General features: G+C 69.9%; 18 protein-coding genes. 7 read left to right on the plus strand and 11 right to left on the minus strand.

Annotated features, from left to right (window positions below; all coding sequences use genetic code 11):
- Nucleotides 1–62 precede the first annotated feature (62 nt).
- From tsaE to AB0I38_RS11745, 6 genes are all read right to left on the minus strand, one after another.
- Nucleotides 63–530, minus strand: a complete 468-nt coding sequence (tsaE, locus tag AB0I38_RS11720; protein ID WP_358465880.1) for a tRNA (adenosine(37)-N6)-threonylcarbamoyltransferase complex ATPase subunit type 1 TsaE — start codon at nt 528–530, stop codon at nt 63–65.
- An 85-nt stretch (nt 531–615) separates the two neighbouring features.
- On the minus strand, nt 616–1665 hold the full coding sequence (locus AB0I38_RS11725; protein WP_358465882.1) for an alpha/beta fold hydrolase: 1050 nt from the start codon (nt 1663–1665) through the stop codon (nt 616–618).
- A complete protein-coding gene (gene alr / locus AB0I38_RS11730) occupies nt 1662–2792 on the minus strand; it encodes an alanine racemase (RefSeq protein ID WP_358465963.1) in 1131 nt (376 codons plus the stop codon). The genes AB0I38_RS11725 and alr overlap by 4 nt, the downstream gene beginning before the upstream one ends.
- 36 nt (nt 2793–2828) lie before the next feature.
- Nucleotides 2829–4298: an NAD(P)H-hydrate dehydratase gene (locus AB0I38_RS11735; RefSeq protein WP_358465884.1), complete on the minus strand. Its 1470-nt coding sequence runs from the start codon at nt 4296–4298 to the stop codon at nt 2829–2831.
- A gap of 9 nt (nt 4299–4307) precedes the next feature.
- The gene (locus tag AB0I38_RS11740; RefSeq protein ID WP_358465886.1) at nt 4308–4658 is read right to left on the minus strand and encodes a holo-ACP synthase; all 351 of its coding nucleotides are present in this window, start codon (nt 4656–4658) and stop codon (nt 4308–4310) included.
- Nucleotides 4659–4677: 19 nt separating this feature from the next.
- Nucleotides 4678–6096 carry a PhoX family protein gene (locus tag AB0I38_RS11745; RefSeq protein WP_358465888.1) on the minus strand — a complete coding sequence of 473 codons (1419 nt, stop codon included), beginning with the start codon at nt 6094–6096 and terminating at the stop codon, nt 4678–4680.
- A 184-nt stretch (nt 6097–6280) separates the two neighbouring features.
- Here AB0I38_RS11745 and coaA point away from each other — a divergent pair, with 184 nt between their 5' ends.
- The 6 genes from coaA (at nt 6281) to AB0I38_RS11775 (ending at nt 11874) form a co-directional block, all read left to right on the plus strand.
- Nucleotides 6281–7198 carry a type I pantothenate kinase gene (gene coaA / locus AB0I38_RS11750; RefSeq protein WP_358465890.1) on the plus strand — a complete coding sequence of 306 codons (918 nt, stop codon included), beginning with the start codon at nt 6281–6283 and terminating at the stop codon, nt 7196–7198.
- Nucleotides 7199–7366: 168 nt separating this feature from the next.
- Nucleotides 7367–8323: a DUF389 domain-containing protein gene (locus AB0I38_RS11755; RefSeq protein WP_358465892.1), complete on the plus strand. Its 957-nt coding sequence runs from the start codon at nt 7367–7369 to the stop codon at nt 8321–8323.
- An 11-nt stretch (nt 8324–8334) separates the two neighbouring features.
- Nucleotides 8335–9243, plus strand: coding sequence for an ABC transporter ATP-binding protein (locus AB0I38_RS11760; RefSeq protein ID WP_358465894.1), 909 nt, complete (start codon nt 8335–8337; stop codon nt 9241–9243).
- Nucleotides 9236–10090 (plus strand): ABC transporter permease, encoded by an 855-nt coding sequence (locus AB0I38_RS11765; RefSeq protein WP_358465896.1) that lies wholly within the window; start codon nt 9236–9238, stop codon nt 10088–10090. Before AB0I38_RS11760 ends, AB0I38_RS11765 begins: the two co-directional genes overlap by 8 nt.
- Nucleotides 10087–11001 carry an ABC transporter ATP-binding protein gene (locus tag AB0I38_RS11770; protein WP_358465898.1) on the plus strand — a complete coding sequence of 305 codons (915 nt, stop codon included), beginning with the start codon at nt 10087–10089 and terminating at the stop codon, nt 10999–11001. Before AB0I38_RS11765 ends, AB0I38_RS11770 begins: the two co-directional genes overlap by 4 nt.
- A 156-nt stretch (nt 11002–11157) precedes the next feature.
- Nucleotides 11158–11874: an ABC transporter permease gene (locus AB0I38_RS11775; RefSeq protein ID WP_358465900.1), complete on the plus strand. Its 717-nt coding sequence runs from the start codon at nt 11158–11160 to the stop codon at nt 11872–11874.
- Between the two features lie 17 nt (nt 11875–11891).
- Here AB0I38_RS11775 and AB0I38_RS11780 read toward each other — a convergent pair whose 3' ends face one another.
- Both AB0I38_RS11780 and AB0I38_RS11785 read right to left on the minus strand, forming a co-directional pair.
- Nucleotides 11892–12410, minus strand: coding sequence for a pyridoxamine 5'-phosphate oxidase family protein (locus tag AB0I38_RS11780; protein WP_358465902.1), 519 nt, complete (start codon nt 12408–12410; stop codon nt 11892–11894).
- Nucleotides 12411–12443: 33 nt separating this feature from the next.
- Nucleotides 12444–13091, minus strand: a complete 648-nt coding sequence (locus AB0I38_RS11785; RefSeq protein ID WP_358465904.1) for a DUF899 domain-containing protein — start codon at nt 13089–13091, stop codon at nt 12444–12446.
- A 92-nt stretch (nt 13092–13183) separates the two neighbouring features.
- Here AB0I38_RS11785 and AB0I38_RS11790 point away from each other — a divergent pair, with 92 nt between their 5' ends.
- Complete coding sequence (locus AB0I38_RS11790) at nt 13184–13645, plus strand: winged helix-turn-helix transcriptional regulator (protein ID WP_358465906.1); 462 nt, start codon at nt 13184–13186, stop codon at nt 13643–13645.
- Between the two features lie 105 nt (nt 13646–13750).
- Here the strand turns inward: AB0I38_RS11790 and glmM are convergent, their stop codons facing one another.
- From glmM to rplM, 3 genes are read right to left on the minus strand one after another with little or no spacing between them, the layout of a single operon-like run.
- The gene (gene glmM / locus AB0I38_RS11795; RefSeq protein ID WP_358465908.1) at nt 13751–15097 is read right to left on the minus strand and encodes a phosphoglucosamine mutase; all 1347 of its coding nucleotides are present in this window, start codon (nt 15095–15097) and stop codon (nt 13751–13753) included.
- Nucleotide 15098: 1 nt separating this feature from the next.
- The gene (rpsI, locus tag AB0I38_RS11800; protein ID WP_358465910.1) at nt 15099–15620 is read right to left on the minus strand and encodes a 30S ribosomal protein S9; all 522 of its coding nucleotides are present in this window, start codon (nt 15618–15620) and stop codon (nt 15099–15101) included.
- 26 nt (nt 15621–15646) lie between these two features.
- On the minus strand, nt 15647–16090 hold the full coding sequence (gene rplM, locus AB0I38_RS11805) for a 50S ribosomal protein L13 (RefSeq protein ID WP_358465912.1): 444 nt from the start codon (nt 16088–16090) through the stop codon (nt 15647–15649).
- Between the last annotated feature and the right edge of the window lie 367 nt (nt 16091–16457).

The raw sequence follows: 16457 nt of genomic DNA on the forward strand, positions 1-16457 counted from the left end.
TGATTGATGGCATTGGCCGAATACGTCAAGGGTGACACCATTGCCCGGCGTGGGCGCGGGTTTTACTCTTCGGGGCGATCAGACGGCGTGTCGCCCCAGCGGGGGCCGATGCCGCGCAGCGTCACGGTGCGGGCCTCGTCGCCGGTCTCGCGGTCGATGTGGATCTCCAGGCGGTCGTCGGAGAGGCCCTCGACCAGCCCCTCGCCCCATTCGACGACGGTCACCGAATCCTCCAGCGAGGCGTCGAGGTCGAGGTCGTCGACCTCGAGGTCGCCGCCGAGCCGGTAGGCGTCGACATGGACCAGCGGCGGGCCCTGGCGCAGCGACGGGTGCACCCTGGCGATCACGAACGTGGGCGAGGTGATCGGGCCGCGCACCTTGAGGCCCTCGGCGATGCCCTGCACGAGCGTGGTCTTGCCGGCGCCGAGCGGCCCCGACAGGACGACCAGGTCGCCGGGACGCAGCCGGGCGGCCAGGCGCGCGCCGTACGAGCGCATGTCCTCGGCGGTCGCGAGCCGCTCCGCATTCACCGCGCGACCCCCACCATTCACCGCGCGACCCCCACCAGGCGAGATGTCCGAACTGTTTGCCGCGCCGGCCGGTGCTGCCCGTCCACTACAGCTCCACCCGCTTGATCAGCTCGCGCAGCGCGTCGTTGACCGGGCCCGGACGCTCCAGCTGGATCAGGTGGGAGGTGCCGGACACCTCGGTCAGCCGAGCCTTGGGCAACGCGGCCGCGATGGCCCGGCTGTGCTCGGGCGGGGTCAGCCAGTCTTTGTCGCCGACCACGATCGCGGTGGGCACCGGGTCGAGGACGTGCAGCGCCGACAGCTTGTCGTGGTTCATCAGCGCGGGGTAGAAGTCGGCGACCACCTCGGTCGGCGTCGCCCTGATCATCGTCTCGGCGAAGTCGACCAGGGTCGGGCTGACGTTGCGCGAGTCACCGAAGCCCATGTGACGGGTGACGAGGAAGGCGATGTCGCTGCCCGCGTGCCGGGTGCGGTCGACCAGCGAGCCTCTCTTGCCGAGCAGGGAGACCGTCGTCGGCGCGACCTTGTGGACGGCCTTGGACACCAGGGCCGGCAGGCCCAGCGTGATCTCGGCCAGCTTGCCCGCCGAGGTCGCGATCAGTGCCACGCCGCGGATCCGGTCGCCGAACAGCTCAGGGTGGCGGTCGGCCAGCGCCATGATCGTCATGCCGCCCATGGAGTGGCCGACCAGCACGCACGGGCCGGGCACGAACTCCTTGATCACCTCGGCCAGGTCGTCGCCCAGCCGGTCGATGGTGCTGTCGTCGGCCCTCCCGCGCTGGGAGCGGCCGTGGGAGCGCTGGTCCCACAGCACCATGCGGTGCGAGCCGCGCAGGTCGCGGCGCTGGTAGTGCCACGACTCGAGATTGAGGCAGTAGCCGTGGCAGAACACGATCGTCAGCGGCGCGTCGTCGGGCCCGTCGACCTCGACGTGCAGCGCCATGCCGTCGGAGGTGGTGAGCGTGTGCTCCCTGCCGCGCAACTCGCCGAACGGCTCGCCGGCCTCCAGATCGGGCCGCAGCCTGATCCGGCCCACCGCGAGGCGTTTGGCCAGCGCCGCCGCAGCGACACCCGCCGATGCGGCGCCGACGATCGCACCCGCGACCCCGACCCTGCGCCGTGTTGTCGTCGTCATGTCCCCGACTCCTTGTACACCCGCGGCACCCGCGCACCGATCCTGGTCACGATCTCATGCGTGATCGTGCCGAGGGTATCCGCCCACTCCTGAGCGGTGGGCTCCCCCTTCTCACCAGGACCGAACAGGATGACCTCGTCCCCCGCCTCCAGCGGATCGTCGCCCATGTCGATCATGAACTGGTCCATGCAGACCCGTCCGGTCACCGTCCTGCGCCGCCCTCCTGCCAGCACCTCGGCTCGTCCGGTGGCATGCCGGAGGATACCGTCGGCGTAGCCGAGCGGGACCAGGCCGAGCGTGGTCTCGCGCTCCGTGACGTGGAGGTGTCCGTAGGACACTCCGGCCCCCTCCGGCACCCGCTTGGCCAGCGCGATCCGCGCCACCAGCGTCATCGCCTGCCGGAGGCCGAAGTCGCCCAGCTCGGGGATCGGGCTGAGCCCGTACATCGCGATGCCGGACCTGACCATGTCGTAGCGGGCCCGCGGCAATGCCACGATCGCGGCGGAGTTGGCCATGTGCCTGATGACGTGGGACCCGCCGGCGCCCGCCTGGTCGGCCAGCTTGAGCGCCGTCTCGAACGCGTCGATCTGCAGGTCGATGGAGGGATGGCCGGGAACGTCGGAGCAGGCGAAGTGGGTCCACAGCCCGACGATCTCGATGACGCCCTCGGCCCGCAGCGCCAGCGCGCGGTGCAGCAGCCCCGGCCAGGCCGCCAGCGGCGAGCCGCCCCTGCTCATGCCGGTGTCGGCCTCCAGATGCATCCGGGCCGTGACCCCGGTGCGCCGGGCGGCGGCGGCGATCTCGTCGAGCAACGGCTCGTCGGAGGCGGACAGCTCGATGCCGGCCCGCAGCGCGTCGTCGACCGGCTCACCCGGAGTGATGATCCACGACAGCAGCGGCGCGGTGACGCCGGCCTCGCGCAGGGCGAGCGCCTCCCGGATGAAGGCGGTGCCGAGCCGGTCCACGCCGGCCCGCAGAGCGGCCTCGGACGTGGGCACCAGCCCGTGCCCGTAGGCGTCGGCCTTGACGGCGGCCATCAGCTCCGCGCCGCCCGCGTGATCCTTGAGCAACGCCACGTTGTGCCTGATCGCGGCCAGGTCGACCCGCGCCTCCGCGGGCGTCGCCATCGGGTGGTACACCATCTCTCCAGTCTGGCAGCTCCCTCACGTGGTCGAGCGCGGTTCGTCCCTCACGCTACGGATCGCCGAGGGGATCGCCGCCGCCACGTCCGCCGCGGTCAGCGGCGCCCCGCGGGCCGCGATCCGGCCGGCCAGCCCGTGCAGGTGGGCGCCGCACGAACCGGCCTCGTAGCAGCCGAGCCCCTGGGCGAGCAGCGCCCCCGCCACGCCGGACAGCACATCGCCCGTGCCTCCCGTGGCCAGCCACGAGGTGCCGGTGCGGTTGACGCGGGCCGGCCGGTGCTGCTCGGCGACGACCGTGGTGGACCCCTTGAGCAGCACGGTCACGCCCAGCTCCGTCGCGGCCCGGCGGGCGTGCTCCAGCCGGGCGGCCTCGATCTGGTCGCGGTCGGCCCGCGTCAGCCGCGCCAGCTCGCCCGCGTGCGGGGTGATCAGCACCGGCGCCGTACGGCGAAGCAGGCTCCGGTCCCTGGCGACCAGGGTCAGCGCGTCGGCGTCGATCAGCACGGGCACGTCGCTGGCGAGCACGCTCCTGGCCAGTTCGTGAGCCCAGTCGTCGGTGCCCAGACCGGGCCCGAGGACCCAGGCCTGGACCCTGCCGACCTCGCCGATCGAGGGCCGGTCGAGCTCCGTGATCACGGCCTCGGGCCAGTGCGCGCGGACCTGCTCCACCGGCGCGCCCGGCCCGACATAGCGCACCATGCCCGCGCCCGCCCGCAGCGCCCCGCCGACGGCCAGCACGGCGGCTCCTGTGTACTGGACGCTGCCCGCGGCGACGCCGAGCACGCCCCGGCGGTATTTGTCGGACTCGTTCGACAGGCGAGGCAGCAGGTCCTCCACGTCCTCGTGGGTGAGCACCACCACGTCGGGGTCGGGCAGGTAGGGGCCGAGCCCGATGTCGACCAGCTCGACCACCCCGGCGTGGGCCGCGCCGGGATCGACGAGCAGCCCCGCCTTGTAGGCGCCCATCGTCACGGTCACCTGGGCCTCGACGGCCGCGCCCTGCACCCGGCCGGTGCTCGCGTCGACCCCGCTGGGCACGTCGACCGCCACCACGGGGACGGGCGCGGCGTTGACGGCCTGGACCAGGCCGGCGTAGGGCTCGCGCAGCGCGCCCGCGACCCCGATGCCGACGAGCCCGTCGAGGACCAGGTCGACGGAGTCGGCGCGGTCCGCCGCCTCGGGGCCGACGACCCGGCCACCGGCCTGCCGGAACGCCTCCAGCCCCGCCTCGTGGGTCCTGGTGCCGGCCAGGATCGCCTCCACCCTGGCCCCGCGCCTGGCCAGCAGCATCCCCGCGTAGAGGGCGTCGCCGCCGTTGTCGCCGCTTCCGACGAGGAGCAGCACGCGAGCGCCGTACACCTTGGGGAGCAGAGCGGCGCTGACGGTGGCGAGCCCGGAGGCGGCGCGCCGCATGAGCGAGCCCTCGGGCAGCCGCGCCATCAGCACGTGTTCGGCGGCTCTGATCTGGTCGGCGGTGTAGGCGGTGCGCATGATCCGAAGTTATCCCTCGGCGATCACGTAGGCCACGGCCACGCCCGCGTCGTGGCTCAGCGAAATGTGCCACCGTTTGATGCCGAGGCCCTGGGCGACGTCGGCGGCCTTGCCCGTGACCCTGACCTCCGGCTTCCCGGAGTCGCCGGAGCGCACCTCGGCCTCCAGATGGCTGATCCCCCGGGGCGCGCCGAGTGCCTTGGCCACGGCCTCCTTGGCGGCGAACCTGGCGGCCAGCGAGTGCACGGGGAGCGGCCGCTCCGCCTCGGTGAACACCCGCTCGCGCAGCCGGGGGGTGCGCTCCAGCGCCGCCTCGAACCGTGCGATGTCGACGATGTCCACTCCGATGCCCAGGATCATCTTCCCAGGCTAGCCTCGCTCAGAACGCGCCCCGCTGCCACGGACCCCAGATCGCGAACGACATGCCCTGACGGGACTGGATGTTGGCGTAGAGGGTGTTGCCCCCCGGGCCGAAGGTCGAACCGGCGAACTCCGCGCCGGGGTCGTCGGCGATGGGCGCGAGCCGGCAGAAGTCGAAGATCTCGCCCTGCCGGGTCAGCCCGCGCAGGTAGTTGTCGCCGTCGCCGTCCTCGCAGAGCACGAGCGTGCCCCGCGGGCTGACCGTCACGTTGTCGGGCAGGTCGAGCATCGACGCGCGCGGCGACTCGTAGACGAGCCTGAGCCGGCCGCTCCCCGTCTCGTAGGCCCACACCTGGCCGTGGCCCCTGCCGAACCCGTCGGGCTCCGGGGCGTCGGGCACGGGGGCGCCGCCCTGCGTGGAGACGAAGTAGACGGTGCCCTGGTGGTGGATCGCCCCCTCCAGCCGGGAGAAGATCGCGGCCCCCTTGGCCCGCCCCTGTCTGCCCACCGCCTGGACGGCCGCCTCGTTGGACGGCTTGCCGGTGAAGGTGGGGTCGGGGTCGTCGATGTCGACCCAGGTGGTCGGGTAGACGGCTCCCGGTCGCTGCCCTGCGGACAGGTCCTGGCGCGGCGAGCCCTTCACGGCGAGCATCTGCAGCCTGCCGCCGTCGAGGAGGCGCCCGGCCTTGACCGGGTTCGCCGGAGGCAGGTAGCGGTAGAAGCCCGAGGCGAACCCGAAACAGTCCTCGGTCAGGTAGAGCGCCCCCGAGGTGGGGTCGAAGGCGGCCGACTCGTGGGCGAAGCGGCCCGCCGACCTGATCGGCTTGGCCGTCGCGGCGCCGAGCACCGGCACCTCGAAGATGTAGCCGTGCCTGCGGGTCAGCCGGGAGTTGTCGCCGCCGGAGTGGTCGTCGCCCACGTCTGGCCCGTTGACCGTCTCCTCGCAGGTCACCCAGGCCTTCCACGGCATGGGGCCGCCGGAGCAGTTCATCATGGTGCCGGTGAGCGACGGGCCGCTGCGCATCACCTCGCCGTAGCGGGTGACCCGCAGCGTCGAGGTGCCGCCCCCGGCCATCCTGTCGTAGGCCTTGCCCTTGTCGCCGAACGCCCCGACGGGGCCGTTGACCTCGTGGTTGCGTACGAGGTAGGCGGTGCCACGCGGGGCGGCGAACGCGGCCATCCCGTCGTGCCTGCCGGGCACGGCCGAGCCGTCGGAGAACTTCTGGCCCGCCGCGCTGAACGACCGGTAGGCGAACCCGTCGGGCAGGTGCAGCCTGACCTTGCCGTCACGCAGGTCGGCCACGGGGCGCAACGGCCCGTAACCGCGCACCGGCTTGGCCTCGCCCCGCTCGCCCGCGCAGGCGACACCGGCGAACGGCCCGGCGATGCCCGCGGCCATCGTCATGCCGGCTCTGAGGAGAAAGCGACGGCGGTCCATGGCAGCCTCCAACGGTGCTTGTCAAGAACAGTAACGCCACAGAACTCGCCGCCTGACCGGTTCCACTAGATCACAGCGCACCGGTTTCCCGAACAGATTCTCGGTTTACCCACAAGTTCGTCCACAGCCTGTGGACAACGACCCGGCCGAGAGGCGACGCGAGGCCCGTCGCTACGCTGCCAAGGTGAACAACGGCTACGTTGAACTGAGCAGGGAGCGGTGGAGCGAGCTCCGCAAGAACACGCCCTTGACTCTCACCGCGGAAGAGCTCGAAGAGCTGCGCGGCGTCGACGATCCCATCGACCTCACCGAGGTCACCGACATCTATCTCCCACTGACGAGGCTGCTCAACCTGCACTTCACCGGGTCCAAGCAGCGCAGCAGCGTGCTGAGCGCCTTCCTGGGGCACCATGAGCAGCGCGTCCCGTACATCCTGGGCATCGCCGGCAGCGTCGCGGTCGGCAAGTCGACCACGGCGCGGTTGCTGCACACGCTGCTGGCGCGCTGGCCCGAGCACCCGCACGTGGAGCTGGTCACCACCGACAGCTTCCTGTTCCCCAACGCGGTGCTGGAGGCCAAGGGCATCATGCAGCGCAAGGGCTTCCCCGAGAGCTACGACCGCAGGGCCCTGGTCAGGTTCGTGGCCGAGGTGAAGGCCGGGGTACCCGAGGTCAGGACACCGGTCTACAGCCACCTTGAGTACGACATCGTGCCCGGCGCACACCAGGTCGTGAAAAATCCGGATATCTTGATCATCGAAGGGCTCAACGTCCTCCAGCCCGCCCCACCCACCTCCCTCGCCGTCAACGACTACTTCGACTTCTCCATCTACGTCGACGCCAAGGTGGAGGAGATCCGCGACTGGTACGTCGAACGCTTCCACAAGCTGCGCCGCACCGCCTTCGAGGACCCCAAGTCCTACTTCCGCTACATCGCCGAGCTCTCCTACGAGGAGGCCACGGACTTCGCGGTCAAGGTCTGGCGCGACATCAACGAGCGCAACCTGATCGAGAACATCGCCCCCACCCGCGGGCGTGCCGACCTGGTGCTGCAGAAGGGCCCCGACCACGGGGTCAAGCGGGTACGGCTTCGCCGGACCTGAAGACCTCCTCGTACACGTAGGCCGCGAACCTGCCCGCGCATCCCAGGTCGTCGATGTCGGCGAACCAGCAGTCCGCATCGTGAAGATGGCACCAGAATGTCCTCATTCCGGCAGGTTCGCGGATCCACGTCAATGGAACGTCAACGTTCGATCGACGACAATGGCCCGATGCTCCATCTGCGACTGATCACCCCCGCCGCACGCACCGGCGAGGTGACGGCGGTGCTCGAGCAGTGCGCGGGCACCACCAACCTGGTCGTCCTCCCCGGTGCGGCCCGCCTGCCCGAGGGCGACCTGATCTTCTGCGACGTGGCCCGCGAGTCGGCCAACGAGGTGATCGACCGGCTCGAATGGCTCAAGGAGGAGGGGTCGATCGCGGTCGAGCAAGTGGACCTCGCGCTCTCCAGGGTGGCCGACGAGGCCGTCGAGGAGGCGCCCGGCGAGCCCGAGGACGCGGTGGTCTGGGCGGAGCTGGCCCAGAAGATGGCGGACGACTCCCGCATCACCTGGGCCTACCTCGTGTTCCTGGTGATCGCCACCATGCTGGCCGCCGTCGGCGTGCTGCAGAACTCCCTGATCCTGATCGTCGGCGCGATGGTCCTCGGACCGGAGTTCGGCGCGATCGCGGCCGTCTGCTTCGGCCTGCTGGGCCGCAGGTGGCAACTGATCGCCGGTTCTCTGCGGACCCTGATCATCGGGTTCGCGATCGCGATCGCGTTGACGTTCGCCTGCGCGCTCGCCATGCGGGGGCTCGGCTGGATCGGCCCCCACAACCTACGGGTCAACGAGGAGGTCCAGTTCATCGTCAAACCCGACCGCTGGTCGTTCATCGTGGCCCTGCTCGCCGGCGTGGCCGGGGTGCTGTCGATCACCGCGGGCAAGTCGTCGGCCCTGATCGGCGTGTTCATCTCGGTCACCACGGTCCCGGCGGCCGGATTCGCCGCCGTGGCGCTCGCCCTCGGCGACTGGCCCGAGGTCGCGGGCTCGGTCTCGCAGCTCGCGCTGAACGTCGCCGGCATGGTCATCGCGGGCACCGGCACGCTCATGGTCCAGCGAGGATTCTGGCCTCAAGTAGGACGCGGCTCATCCGTTCGACCGATGCGGGAGCGCGAAGCCGGCGGGTAGGGTCCGAACCTATGCACATCCTCGCCACCGAGGGGCTGACCAAACGCTTCCCGACCGTCACGGCGCTCGACCAGCTGACGGTCACGGCCGGGCCCGGCGTCACCGGTCTGGTGGGGGCCAACGGCGCGGGCAAGTCGACGTTGATCAAGATCATGCTGGGGCTGCTCCCGCCCACCGGCGGCAGCGCTCGGGTGCTCGACCTCGACGTCACCACCCAGGGCGCGCAGATCCGCGGGCTGGTCGGATACATGCCCGAGCACGACTGCCTCCCGCCCGACGTCTCCGCCACCGAGCTGGTCGTCCACCTCGCCCAGATGTCCGGGCTGCCGCGCACGGCCGCCCGCGAGCGCGCCGCCGACGTGCTGCGCCACGTCGGCCTGGCCGAGGAGCGCTACCGAGCCGTCGGCGGCTACTCCACCGGCATGAAGCAGCGCGTCAAGCTCGCCCAAGCCCTGGCACACGACCCCAAGCTGATCTTCCTCGACGAGCCCACCAACGGGCTCGACCCGCGCGGCCGCGACGAGATGCTGACCCTGATCAGGCGCATCGGCGCCGAGTTCGGCATCAGCGTGCTGGTCACGTCCCACCTGCTGGGCGAGCTCGAACGCATCTGCGACCACGTGATCGTCATCGACGGCGGCCGGCTGCTGCGGTCCTCCGCGATCGCCGAGTTCACCCAGGCGACGCAGAGCGTCACGGTCGAGGTCGAGGATGGCGCGACCCCGCTCGCCGCACGACTGGCCGAGCTCGGCCACACCGTCACCCCGCACGGCCGCCTGCTGCTGGTCGAAGTGACCGGTCCCGAGACGTTCGACGCGATCCGTGACACCGCCGTCGACCTCGATCTCTGCCTGATCCGGCTGGAGCAGGGCCGCCACCGCATCGAGGACGTCTTCCGAGAGGAGGTCGCCGGTGTCTGAGATCTACGACATCGGTTACCGCCACTACGACGGGCCCAGGCTCGGCCGCGCCCACTCGACCCGCGCGCTCGCCGTCCACAGCCTGCGCGCCGTCTTCGGCCTCGGCCGCACCGCGCGCAGCAAGATCATGCCGTTCGCGCTGGCCGTCATCATGCTGCTGCCCGCCGTCGTGTCGATCGCGATCATGGCCCTGATCGGGCAGCGGGGCATGGGCTACAGCGCCTACGCGGTCATCATGCAGGCGGTGCTGGCCACCTTCCTGGCCTCACAGGGTCCCGCGATCATCGCTCCCGACCTGCGGTTCCGCGTGCTGCCGCTGTACCTGTCCCGGCCCGTGTCGATCGTCGACTACGTGGGCGCCAAGGTCACCGCGATGACCGCCGCGCTCTTCCTGATGGTCGCGGTGCCGCTGACGCTGATCTATCTGGGCGAGCTGCTCATCGACCTCGAAGGGCCGCCACAGACCAAGGAATATCTCGGCGCCCTCACGATGGCCCTGGTCCTGGCGGTGCTGCTGTCCGCCTTCGGCCTGGCCATCGCCTCGCTCACACCCCGGCGCGGGCTAGGGGTCGCCTCGGTCATCGCCGTCTACCTGCTGGCCTCGGCCTCGGTCCCCATCTTCTACGGCACCCTGACCTCCACGGGCAACGACGCGGTGGCCAGATGGGCGTGGCTGATCAACCCGTTCTGGCTGGTCGACGCCGTGCAGGTGTGGCTGTTCGGCACCACCCCCAACTCCGAAGGCGGCTACCCACCGGGGCCCGCCTCGGCCGTCATCGTGGTCGTGCTGATCGCCGTCGCCGTCTCGGTCCTCGCGCTCCGCTACCGGAAGGCGGCCTCTCGATGAAGGTCGAGCTCTCCCAGGTCTCGCGCTGGTACGGCAACGTCGTCGCGGTCAACGACGTGACCATGACGATCGGGCCCGGGGTCACCGGCCTGCTCGGCCCCAACGGTGCGGGCAAGTCGACGCTGCTGCACATGATGGCCGGCTTCCTGGCTCCGTCGGGCGGCTCGGTCACGCTGGACGGTGCACAGATCTGGAAAAACCACCATATTTACCGAAGCATCGGGCTCGTTCCTGAGCGAGAGGGTGTGTACGGCTTCCTGACCGGCTGGCAGTTCGTCCTGTCGGCCGCCAGGCTGCACGGCCTGTCCGACCCCGTCCAGGCCGCCCGCAAGGCCCTGGCCACGGTCGAGATGGAGGAGCCCAAGGACCGCCGCGTCGAGACCTACTCCAAGGGCATGCGCCAGCGCGTCAAGGTCGCCGCCGCGCTCGTCCACGATCCGCCGGTGCTCCTGCTCGACGAGCCGTTCAACGGCATGGACCCGCGCCAGCGGCTGCACCTGATGGACCTGATCCGGTCGATGGGCGTGGCGGGCAAGACCATCCTGTTCAGCTCCCACATCCTGGAGGAGGTCGAGCGGGTCGCCCAGCACATCGAGGTGCTGGTCTCCGGCCGGCACGCCGCCTCGGGCGACTTCCGCGAGATCCGCCGGCTGATGACCGACCGGCCCCACCTGTTCCGGATCCGCTCCAGCGACGACCGCAGGCTGGCCGCCGCCCTCATGCTCGACACCTCGGCCGGCGGCGTGACCCTCGGCCCCGACGGCCTGGAGGTGCAGGCCATCGAGTTCCGCAGGTTCGCCCGGCTCCTCCCGCGGGTCGCCCGCGCCGAGGGCATCCGCCTGCACCAGGTCTCCCCCGCCGACGAGGACCTGGAAAGCGTCTTCTCCTACCTGATCAACCGGAGCACCTGATGACCCCGCACGGAGCGAACCCGCCGAACGGAGTGAGGCCATGAACCCGCGAGGGAGCGCCGGGCTCTGGACTGAGGAGTGGCGGGAGCGCAGCGACCAGAGCGACGAGGGAAGAGACCGGTCGCCAGCGACCGAGCCGCCGAACGGAGTGAGGCCATGAACACAGTGGTCGCGGGCATCACCTACCGGGCGCTCCTGGGAAGGCGCAGGATCATCCTGCTGGCCCTGCTCCCCGTTGCCCTGATCGGCCTGGCCGTGCTGCTGCTCCTGGTCGACAGCGGCGACCAGCGCTCGGCCATGCTGCTGATGGAGAAGTTCGCCATCGGCACCATGCTCCCGCTGCTCGGCCTCATCGCCGGCACCGGCGTCATCGCCCCGGAGATCGACGACGGCACGATCATCCACCTGATGTCCAAGCCGATCTCCCGCCCCGTCATCGCGCAGACCAAGTTCCTGGTGGCCGCGTCGCTGATCGCGCTGTTCGCCGCGATCCCGACCTATGTCTCGGCCTGGCTCCTGGTCGGCCACGAGGACGGCATCGCCCTCGGCTTCGCAGTGGGGGCGCTGGTTGCGGGCATCGCGTACGCCGCGATCTTCCTGCTGCTCGGCGTCGTCACCCGCCACGCGGTGACGATCGGCATCATCTACGCCCTGGTCTGGGAGAGCCTGATCGGCGGTTTCGTCCAGGGAGCCCGGAAGTTCTCGGTGCAGCAGTGGGCCGAGTCGATCGCGGACCAGATCTCCACCTCGCCGTTCCTGACGGCCGACGTGACGCTGGGCTTCGCCGTACCCGCTCTGATCATCGTCACGGTGGTCGGCGTCTTCTGGACGAGCCGCAGACTGCGGGTCTTCTCCCTGACGGGCGACGAATAACCGGGCGGACGACCCGGTCAGAAGCGCCAGCGGGTCGCGGTCAGGCCGTCCGCGCCGTACCCGAAGGCGCGCAGGGGTGTGACCCGGTAGAAGGCGTACTCCGGTGAGCCGGGAAGGCTGTCGTCGTAGACGGAGCCGTCGTGCAGGGCGAACCTCCACTGATATTTCGCCAGGAAGGCATCGGCCACCTCCCGCTGCTGCGCCGGGTCACGAACGAGGACGGCCATTCCTTCGAGCACGAGGTCGAGCTCCGGGCCGGTGACGGTGAGGACACAGTTGCCGTTGTCGGCGAGGTTCCTGCCCTTGCGCGACGCCGGGCGGGTGGCGAAACACGGTGCCTCATCGGCCCAGACCGGCATCACCGGCATGGTGTGCGGGCGTCCGTCGGGTCGCACCGTCGACAGCCATGCTTTCGGCGCCGTTCGCAGGCACGCACGTGCCTCGCTCCAGGGTTTCACGGTCGTCGGGTCGGTGCTCATCGGTGTCGCGTCGGCCTCGCCGAACAGAAGCTCGGCGCGGGGCGTCGAATGGGTCATGTCGGGTGTTCCTTTCGGCGGATCTAGGACCGGTCAGTACTCGTCGTGCAGACGCCACCAGCGGTAGGGCGCGCTCTGCGGCCATCCGTCGGGTGAGTCTTCCCAGGTCTCCTGCCTCCCGTACGGGGTCAGGTCGAGAAATGTCCAGTTGCTGCCAAGCCGTTCGACACCTCGTCCGCTGGTGACATAGGTGCGATAGACGTCCTCGCCGTCACGCAGGAAGACGTTCAGCGCGAAGCCGTCGCCCGCTCCCTGGTCGTGGTTGAACTCCCCGTCCGGCGCGGAGTACCACGGGATGGTCCAGCCCATGCGCTGCTTGTACGGCATGAGCTCGGCCAGCGGTCCGGTGGAGACCAGCGCCAGAGAGACGTCGCGCGCGTGCAGGTGAGCCAGGTGGCCGATGTTGTCGGTGAACATCGAGCACCCCGAGCAGAACTCCTCGGCGCCATGCCACATGAAGGAGTAGACGATGAGCTGGCCGCGCCCCTGGAAGAGGTCTCCCAGGCTTCTCGTCCCGTCCGGGCCGGCGAACCGGTAGTCCTTGTCCACCCGGACCATCGGCATCCGACGGCGTTCGGCGGCCAGGTCGTCCAGCGCGCGGGTGAGCTGCTTCTCCTTGACCAGCAACGCGTCTCGGGCACTGCGCCACTCCTGCTCCGAGACGATCGGGGGTCGCGTCATAAGGCACTCCATGACTTTCTTGAAGAAAGGGACTGCGTCACAACCTAGCCAACTTACTTTCTTAAGGGAAGTGGCTCGGCTAGGCTGACCGTATGCAGCGCACCCGGTTCGGCGACATGGCCTGCTCCATCGCTCGCACCCTGGACATCATCGGAGAGCCCTGGTCGCCCCTGATCCTGCGTGACGTCTACGCCGGCATCACCCGCTTCGAGCACCTCCAGCGCGACCTGGGCATCTCCAGCAAGGTGCTCAGCGAACGGCTGAAGTGGCTGGTCGACAACGGCGTGCTGGACCGCCGGGAGTACTCTCAGCGCCCCTCGCGCCACGAGTACACACTCACCGAGAAGGGCCGGGAGCTGTGTGACCTGCTGCTGGTGATGGTGCGTTGGGGCGACCGGTGGACAGCCGACGCGTCAGGACCGCCCGTGCTCTACCGGCACCAGGCCTGCGGCCAGATCAGCCAGGTCGAATTGCACTGCTCAGTATGCGATCGCCCGATGCGCGCCACGGACATCGACATGCTGCCCGGCCCAGGGGCCTCAGCGCCCGCCTAGGGCCCACCGGCGCCCTGGCCGGCCTGGGCCGGCATCTCTCCGGCTGCCGGATCCGGACATGACGAAGGGGTACGGCGACAGCGTGCCGTACCCCTTCGGACAGCGTCAGACGCAGGCGACCCGCACCACGTCGGCGAGCCGGTCGGCGACCTTGGTGGCGTGCTCCTCCGAGGAGGCCTCCACCATCACCCGGATCATCGGCTCGGTGCCGCTCGGCCTGATCAGCACCCTGCCCGACTCTCCCAGCTCCGCCTCGGCCTCGGCCACGGCGGCGGTGAGCTCGGCCACCGCGGCCTTGCCCCGGTCGACGTCCTTGACGTTGATCAGGATCTGCGGCAGCGGCGTCATGATTGACGCCAGCTCCTTGAGCGGCCGGCCGGTGGCCGCCATCACCGACAGCAGGTGCAGCGAGGTCAGCAGCCCGTCTCCGGTGGTGGCGTGGTCGAGCATGATGACGTGGCCCGACTGCTCACCGCCGAGGTTGTAGCCGTCGGCCTTCATCCGCTCCAGCACGTAGCGGTCGCCCACCGCGGTCTCCACCACGTGGATGCCCGCGTCGCGCATGGCCAGCTTGAACCCCAGATTGGACATCACGGTCGCGACCACGGTGTCCTTGGCCAGCGCACCCTCGGTGTGCATGGCGTTCGCCAGGATCGCCATGATCTGGTCGCCGTCGACGATCGCGCCCGTGTGGTCGACCGCCAGGCAGCGGTCGGCGTCGCCGTCGTAGGCGATGCCGATGTCGGCGCCGCGCGAGATGACGATCTGCTGGAGCTTGTCCATGTGCGTGGAGCCGTGGCCGGCGTTGATGTTGAGGCCGTCGGGCCGCGCACCGATCGCCTCGACCGTGGCTCCGGCTCGCAGCAGCGCCTCGGGCGCGACCATGTGGGCGGCGCCGTGGGCACAGTCGACGACGACGTGCAGGCCGTCAAGCCTGCCCCGCGTCGTGGCCAGCACGTGGGTGATGTAGCGGTCGGCCTCGCCGTACGCGTCACGCACCCGGCCCACGGCGGAACCGACGGGAAAGCTCCAGTCTTCGCCCAGCCGCCGCTCGATCTCGTCCTCGACCGCGTCGGACAGCTTGAAGCCGCCACGGGCGAGGAACTTGATGCCGTTGTCGGGCGCCGCGTTGTGCGAGGCCGACAGCATGACGCCGAGATCGGCGCCGAGCGCGGCGGTGAGATGGGCGACGGCCGGGGTGGGCAGCACGCCGAGGCGCAGCACATCCACTCCGGAAGCCGCGAGGCCGGCGACCACAGCGGCCTCGAGAAACTCTCCCGAGGCACGCGGGTCCCGGCCTACGACCGCTATCGGACGACGTCCGGTAGCGGCGAACGCGCCTGCATCGCCGAGGACGTGAGCCGCCGCGACCGAAAGGTCCATGGCAAGCTCCGCCGTGAGGTCGCGTCCAGCGACCCCACGTACCCCGTCGGTGCCGAAAAGACGCGCCAACTCAGCGCTTGCTGTACTGCGGAGCCTTACGGGCCTTCTTGAGGCCGTACTTCTTCCGCTCCGTGGCGCGGGCGTCACGGGTGAGGAAGCCGGCCTTCTTCAGCGGCGCGCGGTTGGTCTCGACGTCCAGCGCCGTCAGCGCACGGGACAGGCCCATGCGGAGCGCGCCGGCCTGGCCGGTCACGCCGCCACCATCGATGCGCGCGATGACGTCGAACGCCTCTTCGGCACCGAGCACCACGAAGGGCTCGTTGACGATCTGCTGGTGGACCTTGTTGGGGAAGTAGACATCCAGCGAACGACCGTTGATCGTCCACTTGCCGGTGCCGGGGACGATGCGCACGCGGGCGATCGCCTCCTTGCGGCGGCCGGTGCCGTACGAGTTGCCCGTGGTGACGGGCTTACGCACGGGAGCGTCAGCGCTGGCGGTGGATTCGGTGGTGTACTCGGAAGGGAACTCCTCGCCGGAGAAGTCCTCCACCTCGGCCTCTACGACCGTCTCGACACCGGTGGGCTCAGCCACGGTTCTCCTCTAACTCTTTCGGACTTCTACTGGGCGATCTGGGTGATCTCGAACGGCACCGGCTGCTGGGCCTGGTGCGGGTGCTCGGTACCCGCGTAGACCTTCAGCTTCTTGGCCATCTTCCGGCCGAGGGAGTTCTTGGGCAGCATGCCCTTGACGGCCTTCTCGACGGCCTTGTCGGGCCGCTTCTCCATGAGCTCGCCATAGCTCACGGAACGCAGACCACCCGGGTAGCCCGAGTGGCGGTAGGCCTTCTTCTGCTCCAGCTTGTTGCCGGTGAGCACGATCTTGTCCGCGTTGATGACGATGACGAAGTCACCGGTGTCGACGTGGTTGGCGAAGATCGGCTTGTGCTTGCCGCGGAGCAGGATCGCGACGTGGCTGGCCAGCCGGCCCAGCACGACATCGGTCGCGTCGATGACGTACCACTGACGCTGGACGTCGGCGGGCTTCGGTGAGTACGTGCGCACGGTCGTAGCCTTCTTATGCTCGCGTCTTCGGCGCGCTGCCGGATGCGGCAGCGCTGGGGTCGGTCGGTGCGGGCACACGACGGCCCGGACCTTCCGTCTCCGCAAAGATGGGAGATGACGCCGGACGCGCCGCGCATCGGTCTCGCTGGACCTATGCACACAACGAACGTTCAGGTTACCCGCCCTCGCAGGCGCTGGTCAAAACACCGGTAACCTTCGCCGAGTCTACCCGACCACAGAACGGTTCTATTTCGGTTCCCGCCGTTCCCTTCATCACCAGTCCCTCACATCTCTATCGTTGACTGCGGTATGTGGCAGACCTCTCACACCCGGCACACCCAGCGAAGCGCACGGCGCCGGAGCCATC

This window comes from Nonomuraea cavernae, assembly GCF_040655715.1.
Classification (GTDB): Bacteria; Actinomycetota; Actinomycetes; order Streptosporangiales; family Streptosporangiaceae; genus Nonomuraea; species Nonomuraea cavernae_A.